This is a genomic window from Parasedimentitalea huanghaiensis (assembly GCF_009753675.1).
GTDB lineage: Bacteria > Pseudomonadota > Alphaproteobacteria > Rhodobacterales > Rhodobacteraceae > Parasedimentitalea > Parasedimentitalea huanghaiensis.
Genome location: NZ_WQLV01000013.1, coordinates 62,785 through 86,530, shown reverse-complemented (window position 1 = coordinate 86,530; position 23,746 = coordinate 62,785). Strand labels below are relative to the sequence as shown.

The 23,746-nt window shown below is 54.9% G+C and carries 30 protein-coding genes; 7 read left to right on the top strand and 23 right to left on the bottom strand.

Annotated elements, in window-relative coordinates:
• Position 1: 1 nt before the first annotated feature.
• Positions 2 to 1,222 (top strand): adenylate/guanylate cyclase domain-containing protein, encoded by a 1,221-nt coding sequence (locus tag GO984_RS18175; protein ID WP_157024012.1) that lies wholly within the window; start codon positions 2 to 4, stop codon positions 1,220 to 1,222.
• 25 nt (positions 1,223 to 1,247) lie between these two features.
• Here GO984_RS18175 and GO984_RS18170 read toward each other — a convergent pair whose 3' ends face one another.
• The 3 genes from GO984_RS18170 to rplS all read right to left on the bottom strand — a co-directional run bounded on the left by GO984_RS18170 (position 1,248) and on the right by rplS (position 2,857).
• Positions 1,248 to 2,057, bottom strand: coding sequence for a division plane positioning ATPase MipZ (locus tag GO984_RS18170; RefSeq protein ID WP_138163800.1), 810 nt, complete (start codon positions 2,055 to 2,057; stop codon positions 1,248 to 1,250).
• A gap of 192 nt (positions 2,058 to 2,249) precedes the next feature.
• Complete coding sequence (gene rpmE, locus GO984_RS18165; protein ID WP_138163801.1) at positions 2,250 to 2,471, bottom strand: 50S ribosomal protein L31; 222 nt, start codon at positions 2,469 to 2,471, stop codon at positions 2,250 to 2,252.
• 11 nt (positions 2,472 to 2,482) lie between these two features.
• A complete protein-coding gene (rplS, locus tag GO984_RS18160; RefSeq protein ID WP_138163802.1) occupies positions 2,483 to 2,857 on the bottom strand; it encodes a 50S ribosomal protein L19 in 375 nt (124 codons plus the stop codon).
• A gap of 364 nt (positions 2,858 to 3,221) precedes the next feature.
• Here rplS and GO984_RS18155 point away from each other — a divergent pair, with 364 nt between their 5' ends.
• A complete protein-coding gene (locus GO984_RS18155) occupies positions 3,222 to 3,551 on the top strand; it encodes a hypothetical protein (protein ID WP_157024011.1) in 330 nt (109 codons plus the stop codon).
• Between the two features lie 86 nt (positions 3,552 to 3,637).
• Here GO984_RS18155 and GO984_RS18150 read toward each other — a convergent pair whose 3' ends face one another.
• Positions 3,638 to 4,051, bottom strand: coding sequence for a RidA family protein (locus GO984_RS18150; RefSeq protein ID WP_157024010.1), 414 nt, complete (start codon positions 4,049 to 4,051; stop codon positions 3,638 to 3,640).
• Between the two features lie 105 nt (positions 4,052 to 4,156).
• On the opposite strand from GO984_RS18150, the gene GO984_RS18145 reads away from it, so the two are divergent.
• Positions 4,157 to 4,585 carry a nuclear transport factor 2 family protein gene (locus tag GO984_RS18145; RefSeq protein ID WP_138163804.1) on the top strand — a complete coding sequence of 143 codons (429 nt, stop codon included), beginning with the start codon at positions 4,157 to 4,159 and terminating at the stop codon, positions 4,583 to 4,585.
• Here the strand turns inward: GO984_RS18145 and trmD are convergent.
• From trmD to GO984_RS18085, 13 genes are all read right to left on the bottom strand, one after another.
• Entirely contained in the window at positions 4,582 to 5,391 is an 810-nt protein-coding gene (gene trmD / locus GO984_RS18140; RefSeq protein ID WP_157024009.1) for a tRNA (guanosine(37)-N1)-methyltransferase TrmD, read from the bottom strand. The genes GO984_RS18145 and trmD overlap by 4 nt on opposite strands.
• A 109-nt stretch (positions 5,392 to 5,500) precedes the next feature.
• Positions 5,501 to 6,040 (bottom strand): hypothetical protein, encoded by a 540-nt coding sequence (locus GO984_RS18135; protein ID WP_157024008.1) that lies wholly within the window; start codon positions 6,038 to 6,040, stop codon positions 5,501 to 5,503.
• Positions 6,041 to 6,086: 46 nt separating this feature from the next.
• Entirely contained in the window at positions 6,087 to 6,590 is a 504-nt protein-coding gene (gene rimM / locus GO984_RS18130; protein ID WP_157024007.1) for a ribosome maturation factor RimM, read from the bottom strand.
• On the bottom strand, positions 6,583 to 6,738 hold the full coding sequence (locus tag GO984_RS23415) for a hypothetical protein (RefSeq protein ID WP_158980155.1): 156 nt from the start codon (positions 6,736 to 6,738) through the stop codon (positions 6,583 to 6,585). Before GO984_RS23415 ends, rimM begins: the two co-directional genes overlap by 8 nt.
• Positions 6,735 to 7,376: a 5,6-dimethylbenzimidazole synthase gene (bluB, locus tag GO984_RS18125; RefSeq protein ID WP_157024006.1), complete on the bottom strand. Its 642-nt coding sequence runs from the start codon at positions 7,374 to 7,376 to the stop codon at positions 6,735 to 6,737. Before bluB ends, GO984_RS23415 begins: the two co-directional genes overlap by 4 nt.
• Positions 7,377 to 7,380: 4 nt before the next feature.
• A complete protein-coding gene (gene rpsP / locus GO984_RS18120; protein ID WP_157024005.1) occupies positions 7,381 to 7,737 on the bottom strand; it encodes a 30S ribosomal protein S16 in 357 nt (118 codons plus the stop codon).
• A gap of 95 nt (positions 7,738 to 7,832) precedes the next feature.
• A complete protein-coding gene (locus GO984_RS18115; RefSeq protein WP_138163811.1) occupies positions 7,833 to 8,129 on the bottom strand; it encodes a chorismate mutase in 297 nt (98 codons plus the stop codon).
• Positions 8,122 to 8,727 (bottom strand): GNAT family N-acetyltransferase, encoded by a 606-nt coding sequence (locus GO984_RS18110; RefSeq protein WP_157024004.1) that lies wholly within the window; start codon positions 8,725 to 8,727, stop codon positions 8,122 to 8,124. The genes GO984_RS18115 and GO984_RS18110 overlap by 8 nt, the downstream gene beginning before the upstream one ends.
• The gene (locus GO984_RS18105) at positions 8,727 to 9,263 is read right to left on the bottom strand and encodes a GNAT family N-acetyltransferase (protein WP_157024003.1); all 537 of its coding nucleotides are present in this window, start codon (positions 9,261 to 9,263) and stop codon (positions 8,727 to 8,729) included. Before GO984_RS18105 ends, GO984_RS18110 begins: the two co-directional genes overlap by 1 nt.
• Positions 9,260 to 9,799 (bottom strand): GNAT family N-acetyltransferase, encoded by a 540-nt coding sequence (locus GO984_RS18100; RefSeq protein WP_167740409.1) that lies wholly within the window; start codon positions 9,797 to 9,799, stop codon positions 9,260 to 9,262. The genes GO984_RS18105 and GO984_RS18100 overlap by 4 nt, the downstream gene beginning before the upstream one ends.
• Positions 9,799 to 10,137: an NIPSNAP family protein gene (locus tag GO984_RS18095; RefSeq protein WP_157024001.1), complete on the bottom strand. Its 339-nt coding sequence runs from the start codon at positions 10,135 to 10,137 to the stop codon at positions 9,799 to 9,801. The genes GO984_RS18100 and GO984_RS18095 overlap by 1 nt, the downstream gene beginning before the upstream one ends.
• A complete protein-coding gene (gene ffh / locus GO984_RS18090) occupies positions 10,134 to 11,633 on the bottom strand; it encodes a signal recognition particle protein (RefSeq protein ID WP_157024000.1) in 1,500 nt (499 codons plus the stop codon). Before ffh ends, GO984_RS18095 begins: the two co-directional genes overlap by 4 nt.
• Positions 11,634 to 11,797: 164 nt before the next feature.
• Positions 11,798 to 12,298 carry a hypothetical protein gene (locus GO984_RS18085; RefSeq protein WP_157023999.1) on the bottom strand — a complete coding sequence of 167 codons (501 nt, stop codon included), beginning with the start codon at positions 12,296 to 12,298 and terminating at the stop codon, positions 11,798 to 11,800.
• A gap of 1,000 nt (positions 12,299 to 13,298) precedes the next feature.
• On the opposite strand from GO984_RS18085, the gene GO984_RS18080 reads away from it, so the two are divergent.
• Entirely contained in the window at positions 13,299 to 13,559 is a 261-nt protein-coding gene (locus GO984_RS18080; RefSeq protein ID WP_157023998.1) for a hypothetical protein, read from the top strand.
• A 142-nt stretch (positions 13,560 to 13,701) separates the two neighbouring features.
• Here GO984_RS18080 and GO984_RS18075 read toward each other — a convergent pair whose 3' ends face one another.
• The 4 genes from GO984_RS18075 to GO984_RS18060 all read right to left on the bottom strand — a co-directional run bounded on the left by GO984_RS18075 (position 13,702) and on the right by GO984_RS18060 (position 17,103).
• Entirely contained in the window at positions 13,702 to 14,745 is a 1,044-nt protein-coding gene (locus GO984_RS18075; protein ID WP_157023997.1) for a hypothetical protein, read from the bottom strand.
• A 199-nt stretch (positions 14,746 to 14,944) separates the two neighbouring features.
• Complete coding sequence (locus GO984_RS18070) at positions 14,945 to 15,784, bottom strand: DUF2189 domain-containing protein (protein ID WP_157023996.1); 840 nt, start codon at positions 15,782 to 15,784, stop codon at positions 14,945 to 14,947.
• Positions 15,785 to 16,252: 468 nt separating this feature from the next.
• Entirely contained in the window at positions 16,253 to 16,816 is a 564-nt protein-coding gene (locus GO984_RS18065; protein ID WP_157023995.1) for a hypothetical protein, read from the bottom strand.
• A 5-nt stretch (positions 16,817 to 16,821) separates the two neighbouring features.
• Positions 16,822 to 17,103: a hypothetical protein gene (locus GO984_RS18060; RefSeq protein ID WP_157023994.1), complete on the bottom strand. Its 282-nt coding sequence runs from the start codon at positions 17,101 to 17,103 to the stop codon at positions 16,822 to 16,824.
• A 614-nt stretch (positions 17,104 to 17,717) separates the two neighbouring features.
• On the opposite strand from GO984_RS18060, the gene GO984_RS18055 reads away from it, so the two are divergent.
• The 3 genes from GO984_RS18055 to GO984_RS18045 all read left to right on the top strand — a co-directional run bounded on the left by GO984_RS18055 (position 17,718) and on the right by GO984_RS18045 (position 21,192).
• On the top strand, positions 17,718 to 19,640 hold the full coding sequence (locus GO984_RS18055; protein ID WP_157023993.1) for an elongation factor G: 1,923 nt from the start codon (positions 17,718 to 17,720) through the stop codon (positions 19,638 to 19,640).
• A 349-nt stretch (positions 19,641 to 19,989) separates the two neighbouring features.
• On the top strand, positions 19,990 to 20,517 hold the full coding sequence (locus tag GO984_RS18050) for a prolyl-tRNA synthetase associated domain-containing protein (RefSeq protein ID WP_157023992.1): 528 nt from the start codon (positions 19,990 to 19,992) through the stop codon (positions 20,515 to 20,517).
• 114 nt (positions 20,518 to 20,631) lie between these two features.
• Positions 20,632 to 21,192 carry a hypothetical protein gene (locus tag GO984_RS18045; protein WP_157023991.1) on the top strand — a complete coding sequence of 187 codons (561 nt, stop codon included), beginning with the start codon at positions 20,632 to 20,634 and terminating at the stop codon, positions 21,190 to 21,192.
• A gap of 1,004 nt (positions 21,193 to 22,196) precedes the next feature.
• Here the strand turns inward: GO984_RS18045 and GO984_RS18040 are convergent.
• Positions 22,197 to 22,982: an aspartate/glutamate racemase family protein gene (locus GO984_RS18040; RefSeq protein WP_157023990.1), complete on the bottom strand. Its 786-nt coding sequence runs from the start codon at positions 22,980 to 22,982 to the stop codon at positions 22,197 to 22,199.
• 107 nt (positions 22,983 to 23,089) lie between these two features.
• A complete protein-coding gene (locus GO984_RS18035; protein WP_157023989.1) occupies positions 23,090 to 23,671 on the bottom strand; it encodes an FMN-dependent NADH-azoreductase in 582 nt (193 codons plus the stop codon).
• Positions 23,672 to 23,746 lie beyond the last annotated feature (75 nt).

Genomic DNA, 23,746 nt, shown 5'->3' with positions numbered 1-23,746 from the left:
AATGACTGAGATTGATAAGATTGCGACCCCCCTGATCGCCTGGATAACCGAGCAGGGGCTCATGGGCATCAGTCGCGAGGGAATTCTAAAGGGGTACTGCGAGCGTTTGGTTCAGGCGGGTGTCCCTTTGCTGCGGTTCCATCTGGCGCAGCGCGCCTATCACCCAAAATTTGGAGGCATCGGCTTTAGCTGGACGCGTGCCGAAGGTCTGAGCCATCAGCATTTTCAACGTCAAGAAGCCCCAATCGCAGCTTGGCTGAGAAGCCCATTCTACCGGATGCTACAGCTGGACAACGAAGAGTTCCGATCGTCGTTCGAAGCCGAAGACATGGCTGATTTCCCTTTGCTTGGTGAGCTGCACGCGACCGGTGCGACGGATTACTTTGCAACTCGACAGTTGTTTGGCGAGCCGGACGATGAACCCATGAATCCTGACCAACCCTCAGAGGGCATGATGGTGTCCTGGACATCGGACCAGAACGGGGGATTCTCGGAAGAGAATCTGGCCCTGTTCCGAAGGCTGCTGCCGCATCTGGGGCTGGCTTTGAAATCTTCGTCACACCGTCAGATGGCCAGCGATCTGCTACAGGTCTATCTGGGGCGGGATGCCGGGCGACGGGTGTTGTCCGGCGAGATCCAGCGTGGATCTTCGCAACAGATCGACGCGGTGATCTGTTACTTTGACCTCAAAGGGTTCACCCGTTTGGCCGAGCAGCTGTCCGGCCCTGAACTGATCGACATGTTGAACGACTATTTTGCCCTGGCGGTTGCGACCATCCAGTGTCATGGGGGCAATATCCTCAAGTTCATGGGGGATGGTATCCTCACCATGTTTGATCTTGGCAGTATCGAGGAAGACGCAACTGCGGCGCTGAATGCGGCCAGCGAATTGCGTGTGAAAATTGCCGAACGTAATATCGAGCGCGCAGACCAAGAGCTGCCCGTGGCAGAGTTCACTCTGGCGCTACACGCCGGCGAAATTCTCTATGGCAATATTGGTGCTGAAAACCGGCTGGATTTCACAGTGATCGGCCCTGCAGTAAACTTGACCTCGCGGATTTCCGGTCTGCACCGCGAGGTTGGGCAAAGCATCATTGTGTCCGAAGTGGTGCAACGTGCCGCCCAGCCGTCGCCACATGATTTGGTGTCATTGGGGCGCTACATGCTGCGCGGCGTGGCTCAGCCGATCGAGCTTTATACGATCTATGGGTGCGCGACATAAGGCGCACCCAAATACCTGCTTGGGTTTAGATTTCGACCTCGACGCCGGGCAGGTTGACCGCCTTCATCATGTCGCGCAGCTCTTGACGGGCGGCGATGTTTGAAATGTTCAACTGCTTCACACCAATATCCTTGAGGTCCAGCAGCGTCAGCCCGCGAGGGAACAGCTCGCGGAAAATCACCCGCTCGGAAAACCCTGGGGCAACACGGAACCCGATGCGCTTGGACAGCATCTGCAGCGCACGTTCCATCTTTTCCTTGTTGACCATGCGCTGGGTGCCAACGCGGTTGCGGATCACCACCCAGTCAATCGGTTTTAGCCCGGCCTGTGCCCGCAACTGACGGGCATTCCACACCATTTCCGAATAGACCGATGGGCCAAGGATTTTCTCGCCCTTCTGGTCGATATGGGCCAGAAGATCAAAATCAACAAAGCTGTCGTTCAATGGTGTGACCAATGTGTCCGCCAGCGAATGTGCAACCTGGCTCAACCGAGTGTGTGATCCCGGACAGTCGATTAGAATATAATCGTTATCTGGCTCCAGCGCGGCCACAGCAGCTGACAGGCGGTGGTCATAGATGTTTTCACCGGGCTGCAGGCTTTCAGGGTCGATTTCGGGCAGATCATGGCAACCAACGGTTGGCAGTTCCAGCCCTGACTTTTTCATGAACTCCAGCCGGTTTTCCAAATAGCGCCCCATGGAGCGCTGACGCAGATCCAGATCCAGAGCCGCCACTTTGTGGCCAAGCCGGGCCAGCGCGGTTGCCAGATGCATCGAGACGGTGGATTTGCCTGCGCCGCCCTTTTCGTTTCCGACAACAATGATATGCGCCATTTATAGTCCCTTCTTGGCTGCGCCACTCGGCGCGCGTGTTGGCGCGACTATAGTTATGCTGGGAATCGATGAAAAGACGTCAAATCCCCTTATTAGGGCCGAATTTGTGTCGGATTGGCGAAAATGACCGCCCAACAAAAAACGCCGCTCCAAAGGAAGCGGCGTTTCGGTGTCTTGCAAAAGGCGGGATGCTTAGAAGCCCAGACCTTCGTATTTTTTCTTGAACTTGGAAACACGGCCACCAGCGTCCATCAGACGGGTGTTGCCACCAGTCCAGGCAGGGTGAACCGACGGGTCGATGTCCAGCGCCATTTGGTCGCCTTCTTTGCCCCAGGTCGAGCGCATTTCCAGGATGGTGCCATCGGTCATTTTGACGTTGATGGTGTGGTATTCGGGATGGATGTCTTTTTTCATGATACCACTCCTTACGCTTTTTTGGCTTTGTAGGTCGTATCTTCAGCGATACGGGCCGATTTACCGCGACGGGTACGCAGGTAGTACAGCTTGGCGCGACGAACGCGGCCACGGCGTACAACTGTGATTGCGTCGATGTTGGTCGAGTGCAAAGGGAATACGCGCTCAACGCCTTCACCGAAGGAAATCTTACGAACGGTGAACGAACCGGCGATGCCGTGGCCGTTGTTCCGAGCGATACAGACACCTTCATAGTTCTGAACACGGGTGCGCGACCCTTCGGTCACTTTAAAGCCAACACGGATGGTGTCACCGGCTTTGAAATCGGGAATGTCATGTCCCAGGGCGGCAATTTGTTCCGCCTCCAGCTCTGCGATCAGGTTCATCGCAAACTCCTATTTTTAGATCGTGGGTAGCCCACGAAGATTTATGCAGTCCGAGAGCTCTTGGTCTTCACCGGGTCCGCAACTTGCGCCCGCCAGAGTTCGATCTGTCCATTCCTGTATCTTGGTTCGCGACCCGCTGCTGTGACCGAAGAAGATCGGGCAGTATATGGGCTTCCAAAACCAAACGGCCCGGAGCCACCAAAGTGATTCCAGACAGCGCCTTTTAGGCCTGCGGGCCACGTGTGGCAAGGGGCAATTGCGAGGGCGGCAATTCCTGATATCCCCGCCCGCTTCAATCTTGCGAAACCCGCTTTATGCCTAGTTCCACCTTGACGTATACTCACCTAGTCGCTTCTTTGGGCGCATGAACGTATCTGCAATTTTTCAAAAGCACTATGAGGGCGAACTTTCTGGGGCTGTTTGGATCATAGACTCCGCGTCAAATAGAGCGCGCTTTGAAGGCAGCACTGAAATCGATCAGAACAGTGCCCTGTTTTCCATGGACAACTACAAAACGCTTCAGTCAGCACCCCCTGAAATCATTTGGAACATTCACGATCACTATCCAGACTTGGAGTCTGTTTTTGTGGTCGGTGTCGATTTTGAAATGTCGTTAGTTAAGAACCTTCAAGATGACTACGATATTGAACTCACCAATGAAGGGTTCATTTGCAAACCTATGAAACGTTCCTAAGTTCGCACTTACCTTTGCCAGCTCTGTCTCTCGCGCTCAAACAAGACGAGCAGGTGGGGCTAAATGCAAATTCTGCGAGGCAAGGCTTACTCGTCAGCTTCGCCAAATCCTGCAATTACGGCATCTGCTTCGATCTCGATTAGCCACTCGGGGTTCACAAAGCGGTCTACCGCCATGATTGTGTCAACAGGACGTACATCGGCAAAATACTCTTTGCGCACATCAATGGCGGCTTTCCAGTCGTCGATATTGGTTAAAATAATACGGGTGCGCACCACATCGTGCAGGCCAGACCCTGCCTGTTCCAGAGCAGTCTTAATGACCTCCAGACATTGCCGTGTTTGCGCCGCGACATTCCCGACGCCAACCGTTTTTCCATCAGCACCAACAGGCGCGGTGCCGCCAACTGTGATAAAGGGCCCAACCCGCACGGCGCGGCTAAAGCCGACGATTTTTTCCATTGGATTGCCATTGGAGATCAATTCACGATCATACGTCATTCGCTGCCCTCGCTTCTGTAAAACCTTGCAAATTGAGCAAATGGGGTGAAACCTGTTTAGTCAATGCTGCACCCAAGCGATCAGAGATAGAAAAGTGAGAACTGGATGACCGAAACAGACAAGATTTTTGCAACGCTTGATGAATACGCCGATGCCTATTGCGCCAAAGATTTGGATCGCCTGATGGCAATTTTTGTCGAGGGTGAAGGGATCTCGTTGATTGGCACCGGTGCGGATGAGCTGTGTTCAGGACGGCAGCAAGTGGCAAGTGTGTTCGAACGCAACTTTCGGGATGCCACCGCCAAGAAATTTGCATGGCAATGGAAGGACATCGCTGTTCATGGCACCGCCGCAACCGTTGCGGTGACTTTGGTTATCCATCTGGAGCTTGATGGTGAGAACCTAACGGTTCCGATCCGGTGGACTGTGTCTCTGGTCAAGGTTGGCGAAAACTGGAAATGGGTCCACCGCCATGCCTCGGCTGCGGCGGGGTCTCAGGATGAAGGCAGCGCTTATCCAACTGGTGAAAACTAAGAACTCTTAGTCTCCTTTGACTTCAGGTAAGCCTCCCACAAATCTGGGCGACGTTCCTGCGTGATCTCTTCCGCCAGCTGGTGCCGCCATTTGGCGACATTGCCGTGATGGCCGGACATCAAAACATCCGGGATCTTGCGGCCTTTCCACTCGGCGGGGCGGGTGTATTGCGGATGCTCCAGCAGGCCCGAGGCAAAGCTCTCCTCTTCAGTTGAGGCCTGATTGCCCAGCACGCCGGGGATCAGCCGGACGGTGGCGTCGATTAAAGCCTGCGCGGCCAGCTCTCCGCCGGTCATCACAAAATCACCGAGCGAGACTTCCTGAATGTTGTAATGCTCCAGCACCCGTTCATCGACACCTTCAAAACGACCACAGAGCAGGGTGACACCATCAGCGCGGGCCAGGTTCTGCATCATCGCCTGATCCATCGGTTTTCCGCGCGGAGTGAGGTAGATCAGTGGGTGATTGCCCTGCACGCCCTCCATGGCGTGTTCGATGGCGTTGCCCAACACGTCAGGGCGCAACACCATACCAGCGCCACCCCCGGCCGGGGTGTCATCGACATTGCGGTGCTTGGTTAGCCCGAACTGGCGCAGATCCACGGTTTCCAACTGCCACAACCCTTCTTGCAGCGCCTTGCCGGTCAGGCTTTCGCCCAACACACCGGGAAAGGCGGTGGGGAACAGCGTCAGGATTTTGGCTTTCCACACCCCAACCAGATCCGGCGTCGGCGTCATCAGCTCTCGTGGTTTCAGCGATGGGCGGATGGCCTTGCGACCGTGGGACTTTGATGGGGTGTCGCTCATCAGTTTGCTGCCGGTTTTTGAAGGGCTGGACTGTCGGGACAATCACAACCGTGTTGGGGTTCAGGTGATCCAGAGGATTCCAAGTGGCCTGCGGCATAGCCTGAATTGATCATTCATGCCAGCCTGCAATCAGGGACTGCTTTTGTTGGTGGCGTTCTTTGTACGGCAAGGGCGAACCGTTTATTTCAAGCAGTTTTTGCTGAAGTGCCTTTGACAACCGCGTGTTGGTGGGGGGCACCGGGGTTAACTTATGTCGCAGGGATTGCGGGACTCCCAATAGGTCCAGGATGGGCCCCAGTGGGCCATTTTCACCTTGTTGGGACGATTCCAGCGAAACGCTGGTAACCGAATGTGGGGCTGCCATGGCCTGAACTCTGTCCAAAATGGGCGCAAACTCAGCAGAGGTTTGGTGGGTTTTCACGTAGTCACCTTCATCCGTCGTCAGGTCCGACGCGCGCAGGTGTTGGGCATAGCTGCTGCGCAACCAAGCCTCTTTTGGTCGAGTAGAAAAATAGAAAGACATGTCGATATCTGGGTGAACCTGAGTTGCGGCCTGCTTCATCAGGACCCGGACAAAAGGGTCCAGCAAGGCTTTGTTTTGTGAAAGCGCGTTGGACCGAACTGGTTCCGGTTTTGTGAAACCCCGCATAGAGGATCAGTCGCATGTACTGGCATCCTGTGGTGCGGGTGCCATGTTAGAAGAGCCCGTCAGGCGGATCCGCGATGATGCGTCCCTGTTCCAGATCTACCGTTGGCACTGCGGCCAGTGTAAAGGGCAGCAGGACAGTATCCTTCAATCCCGGTCCGTGAATTTCAAGCAGGTCGCCGGCGCCATGATTTTCCACTGATTTTACCTGCCCCAGCCGAGTGCCGCCGGTGTCAAAGACCTCCAGGCCGGTCAGGTCAGTATAGTAATACTCGTCATCGGGCAGGAGGGGCAGGGCGTCGCGCGGTGCAAACAGGCGCAGCCCCTTGATGGCATCAGCCTGTTCTTTGGTGTCGATGCCGCCCAGAATGGCAACAAACCCGTTGTTGGTGACACGGGTCAGCGAGACAGAGAAGCTCTGGCTGCCGTCTTCCGATTTAAGCGGGGAATAGCTCTCGATGTCTTCGGGCACAGCACAAAAACTTTTCAGGCGGACCTCGCCGCGCACCCCAAATGAGCCGGCCACAGCGCCAATACAGATCAGGTCAGTCATTGTCTTCTCCTGTGCAGAGTCCTGCCAATACACTACCGCCTGCAATTTGGCAGCGTTCTGAATGTTTGATGCGGTCAAACCCGATCCCGGCAGCAAATGCAAAGGCTAACATCATCAAGGTGCGAAGGGGACGAAATAGCAGGCTCATCGATGTTCAATCTTTAGATTGTCTTGACGGGTTTCCCAGCCCTTTTGCTCCAACTCCGGGGTCTCGGAAGTTTCTTCTGGGTGGCCCAGGCAGAAGTAGCCGATCAATTGCCAGTCATCAGGCACATTCAGGTCACGGTTCAGCTGTTCAGGATCCAGGATCGACACCCAGCCCAGCCCCAATCCTTCGGCGCGTAGGGATAGCCAAAACAGGGTGATGGCGGTGACGACAGAATAGCGGCGCATTTCTGGCATGGTGCCTGCGCCTAAACCGCGACCTTTGGTGGTCGAGTCGTCACAGTAGATCGCCAGCTGGACGGGGGCGTCCTGCATGCCGGTTAGTTTCAGCTGCGAATAGATTTTGGCGTTTTCGCCCGAGTAGCCTGCCAAGGCGTCGGCATTGGCGGCCTCAAAATTCTTCAAAGCGGCGGCGCGGGCCGTCTCGCTGTTGATGCGCAAGATGCGCCAGGGTTCGCTGAGCCCCACAGAGGGGGCGAGGCGGATGGCGTCGAGACAGCGCGTGAGCACTGTCTCATCCACCGGTGTGCTGCGGAACTGGCGCACATCGCGCCGGAGCCGCATCAGCAGATCAAGCTGGCTGCGGAAATCCTCGGAAAACTCAGATCCCCGCAATGCCATGTTCTTATTCCGCGTCGGCTGCTTCAGCAGACTTGGCAGCTTTTTCTTCAGCGCGCTCAACGGCTTTCTTGCCAGGAGTACCCTTTTTAGGGTTGTTGCGCTCGGCCTTCTCGCGAACGCCAGCTGCTTCCAGCATGCGTGCGATACGGTCAGTTGGCTGTGCTCCTTTGGAGATCCAGTACTGAACGCGCTCGATGTCCATTTTTACACGCTCTTCGCTGTCTTTCGGCAGCAGCGGGTTGTAGGTGCCCAGCTTTTCGATGAAGCGACCATCGCGAGGCATACGGCTGTCAGCCGCAACGATGCGATAGAAAGGACGCTTTTTGGAACCGCCACGGGCGAGACGAATTTTCATAGCCATGAGAGTATCTCCTTTAAAGGCTTTTGTCGGTGGTATTTCCACCGGCATTCTTGGTTGTCGTGGTGCGGTGCGTGCAAGCACACACCCTACGTTGGTTATTCCTGGTGCTTCTTGTGGTGATGGATCACCTCGGTGATGATGAAGTTCAGGAAATTCTTGGCGAATTCGGGGTCGAGATCGGCGCGGTTGGCCAGATCTTCGAGACGGGCAATCTGCGTCGCCTCGCGGGATGGGTCTGAGGGCGGCAGGTCGTGTTCTGCTTTCAGCTTGCCCACTGCCTGAGTGTGCTTGAACCGCTCGCCCAGAGTGTAGACGAGGATCGCATCCAGACGGTCGATGCTTTCGCGGTGACCTTTCAGGATCTCCGCAGCGCGTGTCACGTTGTCAGTCAAGGGCCCATCCTTTTGGTTTGAACAGCGGGTCGGCGTAGTGGCTGATTTCCATCTCGATGCCATGTGCGATCTGGCTGTCCTTCAGCACGTCAGCTGAAGGGTGGCGGTAGACCGCGTCGTTGCCGTCAATGGTATTGGCGTCTTTGTCCTTGGTCGCGCCCAGACGTTCCGCAAGGCGGATCGAGTCCAGGTTTTTGGGGTCGATATAGCTAACCGCGCCATCCCAGCCTTGCTGGTTGTAGAAGTAGTTGCGCGCGGCATGAGTTGCCTCTAGCGCGTAGCCCCGACCAGCCGCATCGGGCCAGATGATCCAGGCGATTTCACGCTCCGGCCAACCAGCGGGCATCCAGCCGCCTGCCATGCCGTAGGTCTCATCCGTGGCCTTATCATGGATCATCCACATACCAAATCCGTGGATCTGCCAGTGGCCGATTTCAGCGGCATAGAGCATCCAGGCTTCATAGGTGTTCAACGGGCCGCCCATGAAACGCGCACGATACGAGCTGAACGTGGCCTTGAAGTCCGGGTAATCCTCGGCCTCGGGGCCGCGCAGGATCAGGCGGTTGGTTTCGATGGTGGGGATGTTCTGTGCTGGCATTACGATGTCCCCGCTTGGATCAGGGAGCTTGGGTGACGCCAGACTTGGCAGGCGGTACCCAACACAACGGCGTCTTTTTCGTAGGTGGCACCCATGCGCTTAGCCAGCGCCAACGATCGGTTGTTGGCCGGGGCAATCAGGCTGGCGGGTGCATCAATGTCAAAATTATGTGCCGCGTAATCGCGGGCAGCTGTCGCAGCCTCAATGGCAAAACCTTTGCCCTCAAAGCCCTCGAACAGGGCATAGGCCAGCTCGGCTTCTGGCCAGTCGATGTGGTGCAGAATTCCTGCCCAGCCAGCCGCCTTGCCAGTTGCCTTTTCTTCGATGTGCCATAGCCCATAGCCGCGCATGGCCCAGTGGCCCATGCCGCGCAGCATAGCGCGCCAGCAATCCGAACGGTCCATCTTGCCACCGACATAGGTGTTGCGATCCCCGGCGAAGAATTCAACCATCGCGTCCAGATCTTCCATGCGATGGCCGCGCAGGATCAGACGTTCAGTTTCCACAACAGGGATGTTCAGCGTCACAGAGGTCATGCGTAGGCCTCCATTCCACCATCGGTCAGGTCATCAGACGACGGATGACGCCAGATTTCCAGTGTGCCATGACGCTCGTGTTCGAACATGCCCTCGAATGTCGCGCCCATGCGCTTGGCGACAGCACGGGAGCCATCGTTGGCCGGTGCAACAAGGCTGATGGTGGTGGTCCAACCCAGAGTGCCATAGGCATATTCGCGCGCGGCCAAGGCGGCCTCGGTTGCATAGCCTTTGCCCTCAAATCCGTTCATCAGGTCCCAGCCCAATTCGGGCTCGGGCCAGCCATTGGGGTTCCACAACCCAATGATGCCCGCCAGTTTTCCGGTCGCGGTTTCTTCAACAGCCCAACGGCCATAACCACGCAGGGGCCAGTGGCCCAACTCGGTTGCCAGCATGCGCCAGCTTTGCTCTTCGGTTGCCGGACCACCCACAAACTTCGCCCGATCAGACGCATAAAAGGCGGCGAAGTCCGGGAAATCACCGGCTTCGGGCGCGCGCAGCGTCAGACGTGGGGTTGATATTGTGGGGATTTGCATCAGGCCAGATCCTCGAGCGCTTCGATAGGCAGGGCGTCCAGTACCGGACGGGTGAAGCTGCGATCGTAGCGGCGAATACAGCCGGTGCGCTGAGCAAAGGCAAACGCCTTTTGGCAGTCGGCATCATCCATTGAAGCTATGCGATAGGCCTCGTAGGCTGTCAGAGACGGGAACGAGAACTTGGCATAGGCGATATCGTTGGCGCCCTCATGGGGTAGCCAATACCCGTGATGAGTGCCGCCGAAACGATTGACCAGCCCAATCCATACCCGGCCGTACGCTTCAAAAGCGTCGACCTGATTGGGGTCAATTTCGTATGTCAGCGTACAGGTGATCATTTCTTTTTACCAAACCCGCTTAGACCCGGAGGCAGCCCCATGCCGCCACCCAGACCGGGCAGTTTGCCACCCATCTGTTTGGCAGCAGCCTCCAGTGCGGCCTGATCCATGCCGCCCATGTCGCCAGCGCCGGGCATGCCGCCGCCTTTGCCCATCATACCCTTCATGGCTTGTTTGAGCATGCCGCCTTTGCCCATCTTGCCCATCTTCTTCATCATGTCGCCCATCTGGCGGTGCATTTTCAGAAGCTTGTTCAGGTCGGACACTTCCATGCCAGCACCGCGCGCAATCCGCTTTTTGCGGTTGGCCTGCAGCAGCTTGGGGTTGGCGCGTTCTTTCTTGGTCATCGACTGGATCAGCGCGATCTGGCGTTTCAGCACTTTGTCGTCAAACCCGGACTCTTCGACCTGCTTGGCCATTTTGCCCATGCCGGGCATCATCGACATCATGCCTTCCATGCCGCCCATTTGCTGCATTTGTTCCAGCTGAGTGCGCAGGTCGTTCATGTTGAACTGACCCTTCATCATGCGCTTCATCATCTTTTCAGCCTGTTCGGCCTCGATGGTTTCTTGGGCCTTTTCAACCAGCGCGACGATGTCACCCATGCCAAGGATACGGCCGGCGATACGGTCAGGCTCAAACGTTTCGAGCGCGTCCATCTTTTCGCCCATACCGACAAAGCGGATAGGCTTGCCGGTGACAGCGCGCATCGACAGGGCCGCACCGCCGCGTCCGTCCCCGTCCATCCGGGTCAGCACAACGCCCGACACGCCGATTTTGTCGTCGAATTCCTGTGCAACCTCGACCGCGACCTGACCAGTCAGGCCATCGACCACCAGCAGCGTCTCGCGAGGCTCGACCACATTGCGGACGTCCTCGACCTCTTGCATCAGCAGCTCGTCGATGTGCAGACGACCCGCGGTATCCAGCATATAGACGTCGTAGCCCCCCAAAGAGGCCTGTTGCTTGGCGCGCTTGGCGATGTCGACGGGTTTTTGTCCGGCTACAATCGGTAGCGTGTCAACACCCAGCTGTTTGCCCAGAACCGCCAGCTGTTCCATAGCCGCCGGGCGATAGACATCAAGCGAGGCCATCAGCACCCGTTTGCCGTCTCGTTCCTTCAGGCGCTTGGCCAGCTTACCGGTGGTGGTGGTCTTACCCGACCCCTGCAAGCCAACCATCAGGATGGGGGCAGGTGGGTTGTCGATCTTCAGCTGGCCGGGATCGCCATCACCTTGCAGGGTGGCAATCAGCGCATCGTGCACGATTTTCACAACCTGCTGGCCGGGGGTCACCGATTTGGTGACCGCCTGACCGGTGGCTTCACTCTGCACTTTCTTGATGAAGTCACGCGCAACGGGCAGCGAGACATCGGCCTCTAGCAGGGCAACACGGACTTCGCGCAGGGCGGTTTTGACGTCTTCTTCGTTTAGGGCGCCCTGTTTGGTCAGCCGGTCAAAGACACCGGATAGGCGTTCGGATAGATTTTCAAACATGCCTCTTGGGCTCCTTTGCCGGTTTCAGTCGTGGCGCCCCTATAGATAGGGAGCAAATGGTCCATACACAATTGCCCCCACGGGCGTAACACGCTGGTGGGGGGCGATCCCTGGTACAAGCAGGGACCGGAAGATTAGAGCTCTCCCGGATGTTGGAGGAGGCGTTACGCCTGTTCGGTCCCAGAGTCAAGCGGGGCCGCCTTGAGCCACTTGTTTACGGCGTTGACCAGCCGGGCGGGGCCACGGGTGTTGGTATAGCTGGTGACCATCGGATGTAGGGTGCCGCCGATATCGAGCGAAGGGCGGTACATGGTGCTGGCATTGCCGTTGTTCATCGACGAGACCGTGGTTTCCAACACCGCCTTGTTCAACTGTGACAGGGGGTGGGTTTCTTCGCTATAGGCATAAAGTGATTGCTTGCGGATGGTGATGAGATTGCTGGAGCAGTCAAAGATCACCTGCACCCGACGCACAAAGGCGACAAAACAGACCGCACCGATGCCGCCGCCAAACAATCCAAAAGGAATGCCAAACAGAGGTTCCTCAGTTGCAACCAGCAGTCCGGCGCCGACAAAGGCCAGAATAAACATGATCAAGGCAATGCCAATCAGCCAGGGCTTGTTGGCGATGATCAGTTGCTGAGGTGTGTTGCGGACGATTTTCATGATGTGGGGTAGGGTAGGTGGTTTTTTGGTGGATACAAGCTAGTCATTGGATGTGATCAGTCTCTAGTAGGATTAGGCAAGCCCTTACGGGAGTTCTTCTGCTAAAATGTATCCAACGATGTCCTTAGCCAAACCAACAACTACCTCATCCTCATTGTCAAAAAGCAAACTAAAATAGGACTGATCCTGTGTCATATCTCGACGCAGTTGTGTTCGCCATTCCAACTCTCGGGAAGATTGGGTCGGAAATTTGGGATGCGAGCATAGTGCGAAATCACAAAGAATATCTAGAATCTCGATTGATAATTCGACATCGGCTGTTTTGTGAATTTCCAGCAAAAAAACGGGTAGCTAGGGAGCGCTGCTGAAGAAACATAAGCGTGTTGGTGGCATAGGCCACACCACAACGCGTGCGCCGCTGACATAGACGTATTTTTGTCGTCGGACGCCAAGGCAATAATTAGGTCGGGTACAGAATCAGCAACGCCATATGCCGTTTCATAATTTGCCCAGTTAATCTGACCAACACGTTTTGAATGGGTAATTGCTTGTCTTGCATTAGCTTAACCTACGACTTGGCCTAGGCTATATCAACGGCAAGAAAGTCCACACAGACTTATAGTCTTTGCTTGGATGGGAAAGCTAAAACGGGTCGAGGCTTTGGCATTTTCACAATGCGCGGAACAAGGCCGTAGGCCGCCGCGCGATCGCCTGCCCGTACCGGCGGGCTGGCGATTTGGTGGGCTTGCCGCGTCAGACCAATCTCGTACGGATGTTGCAGGCATAAAGTGGCCTTCAAGCGCGTTGGATCGCCACCCCACGGGCAGGCGGTCGCTCGGCTTGGTGATGAGGATCAGTTGCTGGGATGTGTTGCGGACGGCTTTTACAATGTGTGGTTCGGATAGCCGTTTTCGTTGTTAGGTGCCGGACAGATGCCGCGATCAATCATTAGTAGCTTTGAGCCCATTGCAACGGAACTTGCGTCTGATAGAAATGTGCAATGATGAAGCTTGATTGGCAGACCGTCGGAGATATTCGCAAGAACACGAAGTCCCTTGAGCTTTGGGATGGAGACCAGCAACATATCGCAGATGTTACGCGGTATGACGACACGAACCACCTGAAGATAAACACTTACGGCAATGAACTCGATGTCGCCGCACTTGAGAAAGTGATAGCATTGGCTCTAACCCATCTGGGCGACTTTGAAGATGGTACGCCGCTATCAGAAGCTAGAATGACTCAAGAGGTCTTGCCTTGAGTGACGACAGTTTTGTCCGCACAGCTGGTAAATTTGAAAAATCCGCAGGCTGAAAGTCGCACCTAAATTCCAAAGTGTTGTCCGTGTTGGCGAACCTCTGCAAACCCCAGCTGAAAAAATGGCAGGTAACCGCAAGAGGCACTCAAACCCCGCACTGGGTGCAAAATCCTATCGGGGGTGCCTTGGTAAGTTGCGCCAGCGTCATGCGCATGTTGAGAACAGCCTGCAAAGTGGGAATGAAAGACAGCTCCGGAATCGCGACACCGCTTGTTTTAGCGGAGATAAATCCCTGTTTGGCCATCTTCATTCCGATCTTTACGTCCTCCAAAGCCGGAAGACCAAGTGGGGGCGGGGGCGGAGGTGCCAGTGTCACACTCAGATTTGCAGAGGCCATCATGCGCATCATTGCTGCTGATTTCTGGCGGGCTTCGGGGCTACCCATCTGAAGGTTTTCTGAGATGTTTTCGACCATCGACATGGTCATTGAGGCCTTGATCATGAGTTGGATTGGCAGGGATGGCATCATCACCACGGGCAACAGCGGTTTTAGCATCGACGACAACTTTTGCGCCGCCTCGGCTCCGGGAGCGATGTCCAGCTCTTCGGTAATCTCTGCCAGTGGCGGCAGGCTGGCCAGGAACTGCAGTTTTGGCAAAAGGCCCAATGGCAGGGTCGGAGACCAGCTTGGGCGGGGGGCGCTACCGATTTTTTCTGTTACGCTCTCTGCGAAATCGACTTCAAACGGATCCAGACCAGCGGCTTTGAGTTCCGCAACAACAGATGCCATCGCAGAAAACTTTACCATTACACTGGTGTTGACGCTGGCCATCGCCTTGAGCGAAGCAGCCTGTGGCGCGATACTTTTGGCCATGGCGTCGAGTTCTGCCTGCAGTTTGATGGGGTCAAACAGGGCCATTTTGTTTGGCAGGAGCTTTAGGACGGCTGCAATTTTGACTAAGGGTCCCAATCCAAAGCCGACCTCTGGCATCGTGAACTTGCTCAGCGGAAGCGCCGAAGCTGCCATGTCCGCAAACGGATCAATCGCGGCGGTTGCACTTGCGGCTGCTTGCAGGTTGACCATTGCGGCGGGCATCATCGGCGGCACGACCAGGCTCGCACACATTTTCGCCATCGCTGCGGCCTTGGCTGATGACTCGGGCGGGATCGCGCAAAAACAAGCGGTCATAGCACCCCGTCAAATTTCAAGCCGTTCACCATGTCGTTCTCCTCGTTGATGACAAACGGCGTTCAGTGAATAGCGCCTGTTCACTGGCTCGATCCCCCTCGGAAATCTAACCAGGCTAATTCAAGGTAAAAATGGTTTGGCCATGCTAGGTGCAAATTGCCCTTTTGCACAAGGTCTGCGCCGACAATAACCCAACATTTCAAGATGACGGTTCAACTGGGCTTTTGTCGACTGGAGGTAGAGCTCGTTGATACAGATGCCATGTGGTGTGGCCAAGGATCGGCAGGGTGAAGATCAGGCCGAGAAAGGCCGGAACCAGGGACAACAGCATGGTGACCGAGATGATCGCCGCCCAGGAGAGCATGATCACTGGGTTTTCCGTGACAACGCGAATGGACGTGAGCATGGCGGAAACGAAATTGGTTTCTCGGTCGAGCAGCATAGGCATAGCGATGACGGTTACCGAGAACAGTGCAGCCGACAGAATTGCACCTGTGCAGGTTCCAACTGCCAGGAAGGTCCAGCCCTGCGGGGTGAAGAATACTGTGCTCAAAAAACCGTCAAAATCCGCGAAGGATGCATTTTTGAGGATGATCGCCAGCAATAGCCGGATCTGGTAAATCCACACCCAGAATATGAACAGCGTGACAAAGGCCATCCAGCCCATTTCGCGTTTGCGTTGATTGGCCATGACGCCAAGGATGTCTGACCACCCGAAGCTCTCTCCCTTTTGCAACCGGCGGGACATTTCATAAAGCCCAGCGGCGGCGAAAGGTGCGACCAGTGGGAAGCCGATGATGGCGGGAATGATCATCCAGATTTTGCCGAGCCAGACCAGACACCACACAAACAGGATGCCAAAAACAGCATAGAACAGACCAAAAAAGCTGCTCATGACAGGGCGCGCCAGAAAGTCCGAAAACCCGGCTTTAAGCGAGGCAGTGATATCGCTCGCAGTCATCTTGTTGACCTTGGGAATGAACGACGGTCGCGGCGCCAGCTTGTCCGGTGGTGTGGATTCTGAGGTCTTGGATGTCATGACATTCTCCTCCAGAAGAGGGGTGCTGCGCTGGTCCTTTTGCGAACAAGCCCAACGATAGAATGGCATCCCTCGTTTGCATATAACTTTGCCTCAGTTGAGGTATGCGAGCAAGAGCGGAGCAACGAAGCTGGCCGTTGTCGGAGCAATTGCAGCGTGCAGCCGGAAGCGGTTTTGGAACTGTTAGCGGGCCATGCAAAGATGTCTAACCACCGCCAAGGTCAATAACGCCTTTATGTAATCCGAGAATTCTTTGCCTTTTCCCTCTGTTGATGACCTTGCCCGCCAAATAAAACGCAAAAAGACCTGCCACCAGTTATGGTGGCGGGTCATCAATTCTCGGGACTAGCTCGCTTTGGTGGTCGCCAATTGGCGAGAAGTCTTAAGAAATTGAAAAGTAGCTATGCTCAATTTGGCGTACAGGTTTCTGACACCTATCGGTCGAGCTACTCTGATGTTGTCAGGCAATTACACTCCTTTTACGTCAACTTTGAAATTGGTATAAAATTCAACCTCAATGGTTTCGGAGTAGACAATTCTTGGTGCCATTCCATTGGCCTGAATTGCTTGTGACGCGTCTATGCCCCAGTAATGGCTGCCGCCCACGCGAGGGTTGAAATTGCACGCAATGGCACCTTCAACCGTGGCCTCGATATCTAGATCGACAAGCATTTTCATTCGATGCGCGTAAACTGTTCCTACGGCTTTTTGCCCGGGCTCCAGTTTGAAATCCTGTCCTGCGGATATGCTGGCTCTAACTTCTTTTTGTTCAGCGAACCCCTCACCAACAGTTGAACTGATATTAAAGGACGTTGTGCCTTCCCCACCTGTGCCAAGAACGCTAATCCCGTACTTGATTTCTTGCCCTATCCCAATGGTTACAGACCTGTTTGTCGTCTTTGTGACGCGCTCAACAAAGGTCGCATCGACCGCAATATGACTGTTTGAAACAGATCCTTTCACATCGAAACCAAATTCGGCATGCCCAACGGCTAACACCTCCGGTTCTGCGAACCGTACGTTGTGCTTCATTGCTCTCAACCGAACATTAACTGGTTTCCACTTGTATTTCCATAGAGGGTCGTTTCATTACTGCTCAAATATGCATCGTTTGGATAACAATCGCTGTCGCTGTCAGAAGCGCCATTCTTGTTTTTGAGATGCGAGAGAGCGTAACTCTTGACTACATCTTTAATGCGGTTATCCAGATGAAACGCGGGTTTGTCAGCGTCCCTAATTGGGTAAACTTCGTCGCCATTGATATTCACTTCAGCCGAGCCTTCGATGTCAGCGGCAACGATACTTATTTTAATAGTCATGTATTAATCCCTGTTTTTATTGATGAACTAGTCAACTAAGGGATATTTGGAAGTAAATTTCTACCCATTTGTTCTGGTTTCCTAGCTGGAATCTTTCAAATTCAGGGCGGGTAATCGGGGAACTATGGGTGTTGTGAAGGATGTGTACACTTTATGGTATAGGCACATCTGTCGTAGTGCGTTGATATGCACCTTTGGTTGCCGTTTGCCCCAACAAGGTTTTTAAATTTGTGCCGCATTTCGTTGATTGCCATAAAGTAGTGGAATGATGTTTTCTCGGTTGTGGTGTATCTGAAACTTTGGGATCGCTTGATTTGCCGATCTGCATGGCGTCCAATGGAGTTTGGGCAAGGATTGGATCCGCAATTGAAAAGAAACAGCTCGCGCTGTTTTTCCAAGACCGCATTTTCAGTTTGTGCGACATTCGGCCCTTGACCCCAGCCGCCCCTTGGCAAACACTCGGAACCATACCGCCATGGCCCGACTCCCGAACCGGGGGGTCACCAAGCGACCAGACGGGGCGAGGCAGAGCTCATATTCAGACAGTCAACGCGGCTGAGACATCCGCGCTTCCCTTTCGTGCAGCCATTTGGACGCCGAGGAGGAAATTGAGTATGAGGGTATTTACGATTTTGGGGCCGTCGCAGTCGGGTAAGTCGACACTTGCGGCAGCTTTGGCCGCGCTGGAGGGCACGGCTGGCAAGCGTCAGGACGTGGCGCAGGTGGCGGCGTTGCAGCCGTTCCAATTTATGAAAGAAGACTGGGCTGCGATTGATGTTGCCGGTGGCCCGGAAAACCTGTCACAGGCGGGGCCTGCTCTGGCGGCCAGTGATGCGGCGGTGCTGGTGGTCCCGGCAGATGCTGAGGCGGCGGTGCTCAGCGCACCGTATCTCAGGTTGATCGAAGAGGCGGGCATCCCCGCCTTTCTTTTTATCAACCGCATGGATGTAGCACCACACCGGGTGGCGCGAATTGTCGAATCCTTGCAGACCTATTGCCGTCATAATCTGGTGCTGCGGCAGGTGCCAATGCGCGAGCATGGTGAGGTCGTCGGCGCAGTTGATTTGATCTCGGAACGGGCCTGGAAATACAACGAAGGCAGACCTTCGGCGCTGATCAAGCTGCCCCGCGACATGATCAGCCGCGAGCAAGAAGCCCGTGGTGAGATGCTGGAGACATTGGCTGATTTTGATGATCACCTGATGGAAGAACTGATCGAAGATCATAAGATCCTGACGGATGAAGTTTATGATGTTGCCACCAAGGTGCTACAACACAATGACTTGTTGCCGGTGCTGCTGGGCGCGGCCAGTCATTGCAACGGTGTCATGCGGTTGATGAAATCACTGCGGCACGAGGCCCCGGATGTGGGCGCAACATTAAAACGTCTGTCTGGCAAATCAAAACTGGGTGGCGAGGTGGTTGGCATTGGTTGTCTGGCGGATCTGGTTAAACATCTGGGCAAGACAATTACAGTGCGGGCGATGGATGGCGCGATGGGCAGCGACGTGCCTGTGGCCGGTGCAACGTTAGGATCGTTAACCGGGCTGGCCAAAGGGTCGAACGGTGGCGGGCTGGCCTCTGGTGACCTGGGGCAGGCGGTGAAGTCTGACCATCTGAACATGGGCTACGCCTATATGCGCGATGGCAGTGCTGCGCTGCCGGGTTGGGCGCAACCACATCCTTCAACCTTTCGCCGTGTGGTGACACCGGTGCGGGATCGCGATGATGCGAGACTGTCTGTGGCCCTGGAACGGCTGGGTGAAATTGACCCGGCATTGGTGGTTGAGCAACATCCACAGACTGGTCACGCAGTGCTGAATGCACAGGGTCCGCTGCATATGCGGCGGTTGCTTGGGATGCTGAAAAAGGGATTTGGTATCGAGGTCGAAGAGGCCGTCGTGCCACCCGCCCTGCGTGAAACCATTACCCGCGCCGTTGAAATCCAGCACCGTCACCGCAAGCAATCTGGTGGGGCCGGGCAATTTGCGGATATCAAGATTGAAATACGCCCGGAACCGCGCGGCAGTGGCTTTCACTTTGAGGAACATATCAAAGGCGGTGCTGTGCCCAAGAACTATATCCCGTCGGTTGAGGCGGGCGCCCGCGAGGCATTGGAAGAGGGGCTGAACGGACATCCGGTTGATGATCTATGTGTGATCCTGAAAGACGGAAAACACCATTCGGTGGACAGCTCAGACTTTGCCTTTCGTATGGCTGGGAAAAACGCGGTGCGTGAGGCGCTGAAAGAGGCGGGCGCGGTGCTGTTACAGCCTATCATGCGGGTGCATATCCATGTGCCTTCGGTGTTTACTGGCGGCTTGGTGCCGGTGGTCAGCGGTATGAAGGGGCAGATCCTGGGGTTTGAGAACAATCCCGATGCTGCCGGTTGGGATGTGTTTGAAACCCTGCTGCCGATGGCGGTTCAGGATGAGCTGTGCAGTTCATTGGCCAGTGTCACCCGCGGCACCGGTTGGTTCAGTACCGATTTTGACCACTACCAAGAAGCCAAGCGCGCGGACTTTGCCGAGGCATAAGGCTGCCAAGCTATCCAAAACTTTTGGTGCCCGGCTGTAATTGGTCGGGCACTGGCTCTTTCTGCTCCTTGCAATTCAACTCGATGTTGGCGATCCTTGGTCTTATGAAATTGTCTGCTTCAATTCGATTGATGTTAGGTATTACCGTTTGCATCACTTCGGCCTTTTCGATTTTCGGCCTTCCCTTCGTGCTGAAGGGAATAGTTGACCCCGCAATTGTTATTGCGGCGTGTTTTGCCGTGCTCTTTGTGTCGATCCTAGTGTTACCAAGAATTTTTCAGGAGTGGTTAGACACGAAAGACAGGATGAAGTAGCCCGTTTGACATCTACTCAAATTTGGACGGATGTTATGAACGCTTCACCTCAAAAACTGGATCAGATGCCGCTATCGTCAGACGCGCTGTTGGCGCAGTTGGATGAATGGGGGTTGGGGTATGTGCTGCATGAACACCCTCCGCTACATTCGGTTGGCGAGGCCAAAGAAGTTGAGGCGGCAATGGTGGTGCCGGGTGAGAACGCGTTGCGGGTGAAAAATCTGTACCTGCGGGATCGCAAAAAGCGCAATTATCTGGTGACGCTAGAGCAGGACCGCAAGATCGACTTGAAGGAACTGGGTGCAGAACTGGGGGTTGGTAAACTGTCGTTTGGATCACCCGAGCGGCTGATGCAGCATCTGGGTCTGTTTCCCGGCGCGGTGACGCCGCTGTCGATGATCACCGGGGTGCAGAACGAGGTACAGTTCTATATGGACGCTGCCGCACAACAGGCTGATGTGATCTATATGCATCCGCTGGTGAACACCCGGACCGTGGCGATAAGGCGCGCGGATCTGACGGCGTTTTTTGAGCGTATCGGCTGTGAGGTGAATTGGGTGTGAGGGCCAGGATTAATGCCCTAGTTTTTGGATGAGCTGGATTGTCTAGGTGGCAATGCGGTCTTTTAATTTGGTGCCGGAAGGTGGCGATTTGAAGTTATTTAAAAGGAAGTATTAATGAATAAATCAGCTCTTCGGATGGTTCAATCTCTTCTTTTAGTCATAAGCTTGGGGGCCGGGTTGTTTGTTACTGCTGCTCTTGCTAACGAAGCTCGAAGTGTAAGCCTTCACGCGGCGCCGCCAAATTTTTTCAATTTCTTGTATAAGCATGATAGCAGTGGTTCAATCTTTGCAACAAATGGTGGCTGGATTTCTGGTGGTGAGGCAGATGTCATTGTTTCCTTCTCAAAAGACGAAAACGATAAAGCTTTTGTTCCTGCTATTCTGCTCTCTACTTTTGAGAGGGTTATCCCAATGGATGAAGCTCATATATATTCCATTCCGCAAAAGGTGTTTGGGGAAAGCCTGAATTCCGATGTAATTTTTATTTTGGAAACAAATGTTTACAAGAGGTTGGAAGGGTACGGTGTCGACGTGCCTAGTGAGTCGGGTCAGGGCCCTTTTTACTCTTGTTTCACGGCTGGAATAGTCGAGAGGGTGTATTTGGGTTTGGCGGAGAAGAGAAATGACAAGGAAATTGCGGAACTGTGCCTGCAGTGGATCAATGATGTTGGATAATAAATTTTGTGTCTGTTTGTGGTGAACTGTCTAGCTAAGAAACTATCCGGCAGACTTCCTGCACGTGTCCCTCCAAATTTAAGTCATTTAGCGCAGCAGCTTTTGCCAACCAAGCGGGGGCTCGGTCGGTAGCTGACTGTTTGTGATACTGTCTTGCCGTAAATCGTAGCAGCAAAGTTATGAATGGCGACGTCGCCAATGCGGATGCGGGCGGGAGATCAGTCCCACAGGCTAAACGTTGTCTCTGCGTGCCCCTTGGTGCGGGGCCCAATTCCAAATGCCGGGGTGTCAGGCCCAGCGGTAATCGCGATTGAGGAGAGTTTGCTGCACGAGGGACAAATTTCCGGTGAACATAGCGTACGCTGTCTGTGCAACACTCCAGTGGGGCGCACGGCCATTGTTGATCTGTTGTGTTATGAGTATTTTTGGCAAAAAGAAGCGTAGGGGTAATGTGCCTTTGGGGTTTCTTTTTGCTGAAAATACTCAATGCGACGTCCATGGAACGAGACATGCTGCCGAGGCGTTGGGGATGGTCTAAACAGAGGCGCGGGCGGTTTGCTGATAATGGTGAACGTCGGAATTTCTTACGCCGTTTCGCCAGCTTGAACTGGCCTAGGTTGTCGTGGCGGTAAATTCTGCAGCCGCCACTCTAAATTTGCTGCCGTCGGCGAACTCCACTTGCAGCAAGAGCGACTGTCTTTTGTTGCGTGCGATCGAGCCTGAATCAGCACATTTCTTCCCAAGTCGATTTGCTATGTTGACCCTACAGCGCTCTAAAAATTCATGTTCATGGAATATCTTAGCTTCTGAAATAATTATTTCATCCCAAAACCCAACCATCTAATGACCAGTGTAGCCGCTACAAATAACACATTTCGAAGCTCCAGAGGTTTCTGTCAAACAAATTGAAACCTGTTCGTAATCGATTTCAATCTTCTGCAACTCGGCATCTGCCCATAGAACGCCCCGATAAGTTTCAATCGAATTGTCGGATCTGCTATTCATTAGGGGCTTTCTCCAGTTGTCCGCCCTGAGGCGCTAGCCGCTTTTTCGTCACTCAGAGCCAAGTTCAACGCGGCAGCGACGTGGGCGGCGGATGGGTTGACGAATAGAAAGCCCTCGGCCCGGAAGCTGACGTCATCAATGTGATCAGGAAAGGCGAGTGGCAGTTCGGTGCAGGCCAGCAGAATGGCTGTGTCGGGTGTGGCGTGGCGTTTGCAGAAGGCTAGTAACCGGTCGCGCGCTTTGTCAGAGCCACCTGAATAGAAGTCTTCGTCGATCATCGCCTGCATTTCGGCGATTTCAGGGTCCGCCAGCATGTCGTTGCTGGTGATGTCGTGGGAGGCCAGAGACTCGGCATAGTTGGTGGCCTGCATGGTGACAGCTGTGCCGAGGACCAAGGCACTGGTCGCGCCAGCGGCGGCGGTGGCCTTGGCGGCCTCTTCGAGGATGCTGACAATTGGGATGTTTACGCCCCGGCGGATCGCATGCAGGCGGGTATGCGGCGTGTTGCTGGCCATCAGTGCAAAATCACAGCCCGCGTTTTCCAGCGTTAACATTGCCGCGCGGAATACGGCGTCGAACGCAGCCCAGCTGGCCTCGTCCCCCGGTGTGCCGCGCAGGCTGCGGGTGTGGGCCTGAGTGACGGATTCGATTGTGATTGGGGGAACGGGTAAGGGGGATGTGGCGCCCTGGGCTTCGAAAAAGGTGCCGGAACCTTTGGCGATTGCGCGGTAGTAATCTACGGTTGAGGCCCAGCCAACGCCGCCAAGAATGCCAATCTTCTTCATCAAAATACCCGCCTGTTACTGCAATTTCGGGCAGCGTGGCCGATGGCGGGGCTGGGTGCAAGAGTAGCCCGCCGCCGACCGTTGGTTGGTCGACGGCAGATGTCGGTTTAGGCGGCCAGCGCATCGATCGCGGTGTTGGCCCGCGCCATCGCGGCGTCTGCATCGGCCATCAGGGCGTCAGCGGCGACAAAGTGCACGTCGGTGATGCCGACAAAGCCCATGATGTGGCGCAGGTATCCGCTGAAGAAGTCGATGTCCGAGCCAAACTGAGTTCCACCGGAGGCGACAGCGATGATGGCACGTTTGCCTTCAAGCAATCCTTTGGGGCCGGCTTCAGAGTATGAAAAGGTCAGGCCCACACGGGCAATCAGGTCGATCCAGGCCTTAAGGCTGGCGGGAACTGCGAAATTGTAGACCGGAGTGCCGATTACAATGGTGTCAGCCGCCTTTAGCTCTTCGACCAGTTGGTCAGACAGGGCCAGCAAATCACGTTGCACGGCATCGCGGTCATCGGCAGGTGTAAAGTTGGCGTTGATCCAGTTTTCGGTCAGCTGGGGCAGCGGAGAGGCGAGATCACGGCGGATCACCTCATCGGCACCTAGACGCTCGACGATTTGTGCGCTTAAGCTGCGCGAGGTGGAACCTTGATAGCGGGCGGAGGAATCGATGTGCAATACGGTCTGTGTCATGTCGGCTGTCCTGTGTTTGTTTGCTGACAACAGAAATGGGTCATTGCAATTTTGAACGCAACGCCTGACAACTCA

Coding starts and splice junctions, on each gene's coding strand:
- GO984_RS18175 (WP_157024012.1), top strand. CDS start 2: ATGACTGAGATTGATAAGATTGCGACCCCCCTGATCGCCTGGATAACC.
- GO984_RS18170 (WP_138163800.1), bottom strand. CDS start 2,057: ATGGCGCATATCATTGTTGTCGGAAACGAAAAGGGCGGCGCAGGCAAA.
- rpmE (WP_138163801.1), bottom strand. CDS start 2,471: ATGAAAAAAGACATCCATCCCGAATACCACACCATCAACGTCAAAATG.
- rplS (WP_138163802.1), bottom strand. CDS start 2,857: ATGAACCTGATCGCAGAGCTGGAGGCGGAACAAATTGCCGCCCTGGGA.
- GO984_RS18155 (WP_157024011.1), top strand. CDS start 3,222: ATGAACGTATCTGCAATTTTTCAAAAGCACTATGAGGGCGAACTTTCT.
- GO984_RS18150 (WP_157024010.1), bottom strand. CDS start 4,051: ATGACGTATGATCGTGAATTGATCTCCAATGGCAATCCAATGGAAAAA.
- GO984_RS18145 (WP_138163804.1), top strand. CDS start 4,157: ATGACCGAAACAGACAAGATTTTTGCAACGCTTGATGAATACGCCGAT.
- trmD (WP_157024009.1), bottom strand. CDS start 5,391: ATGAGCGACACCCCATCAAAGTCCCACGGTCGCAAGGCCATCCGCCCA.
- GO984_RS18135 (WP_157024008.1), bottom strand. CDS start 6,040: ATGCGGGGTTTCACAAAACCGGAACCAGTTCGGTCCAACGCGCTTTCA.
- rimM (WP_157024007.1), bottom strand. CDS start 6,590: ATGACTGACCTGATCTGTATTGGCGCTGTGGCCGGCTCATTTGGGGTG.
- GO984_RS23415 (WP_158980155.1), bottom strand. CDS start 6,738: ATGAGCCTGCTATTTCGTCCCCTTCGCACCTTGATGATGTTAGCCTTT.
- bluB (WP_157024006.1), bottom strand. CDS start 7,376: ATGGCATTGCGGGGATCTGAGTTTTCCGAGGATTTCCGCAGCCAGCTT.
- rpsP (WP_157024005.1), bottom strand. CDS start 7,737: ATGGCTATGAAAATTCGTCTCGCCCGTGGCGGTTCCAAAAAGCGTCCT.
- GO984_RS18110 (WP_157024004.1), bottom strand. CDS start 8,727: ATGCCAGCACAGAACATCCCCACCATCGAAACCAACCGCCTGATCCTG.
- GO984_RS18105 (WP_157024003.1), bottom strand. CDS start 9,263: ATGACCTCTGTGACGCTGAACATCCCTGTTGTGGAAACTGAACGTCTG.
- GO984_RS18100 (WP_167740409.1), bottom strand. CDS start 9,799: ATGCAAATCCCCACAATATCAACCCCACGTCTGACGCTGCGCGCGCCC.
- GO984_RS18095 (WP_157024001.1), bottom strand. CDS start 10,137: ATGATCACCTGTACGCTGACATACGAAATTGACCCCAATCAGGTCGAC.
- ffh (WP_157024000.1), bottom strand. CDS start 11,633: ATGTTTGAAAATCTATCCGAACGCCTATCCGGTGTCTTTGACCGGCTG.
- GO984_RS18085 (WP_157023999.1), bottom strand. CDS start 12,298: ATGAAAATCGTCCGCAACACACCTCAGCAACTGATCATCGCCAACAAG.
- GO984_RS18080 (WP_157023998.1), top strand. CDS start 13,299: ATGATGAAGCTTGATTGGCAGACCGTCGGAGATATTCGCAAGAACACG.
- GO984_RS18075 (WP_157023997.1), bottom strand. CDS start 14,745: ATGACCGCTTGTTTTTGCGCGATCCCGCCCGAGTCATCAGCCAAGGCC.
- GO984_RS18070 (WP_157023996.1), bottom strand. CDS start 15,784: ATGACATCCAAGACCTCAGAATCCACACCACCGGACAAGCTGGCGCCG.
- GO984_RS18065 (WP_157023995.1), bottom strand. CDS start 16,816: ATGAAGCACAACGTACGGTTCGCAGAACCGGAGGTGTTAGCCGTTGGG.
- GO984_RS18060 (WP_157023994.1), bottom strand. CDS start 17,103: ATGACTATTAAAATAAGTATCGTTGCCGCTGACATCGAAGGCTCGGCT.
- GO984_RS18055 (WP_157023993.1), top strand. CDS start 17,718: ATGAGGGTATTTACGATTTTGGGGCCGTCGCAGTCGGGTAAGTCGACA.
- GO984_RS18050 (WP_157023992.1), top strand. CDS start 19,990: ATGAACGCTTCACCTCAAAAACTGGATCAGATGCCGCTATCGTCAGAC.
- GO984_RS18045 (WP_157023991.1), top strand. CDS start 20,632: ATGAATAAATCAGCTCTTCGGATGGTTCAATCTCTTCTTTTAGTCATA.
- GO984_RS18040 (WP_157023990.1), bottom strand. CDS start 22,982: ATGAAGAAGATTGGCATTCTTGGCGGCGTTGGCTGGGCCTCAACCGTA.
- GO984_RS18035 (WP_157023989.1), bottom strand. CDS start 23,671: ATGACACAGACCGTATTGCACATCGATTCCTCCGCCCGCTATCAAGGT.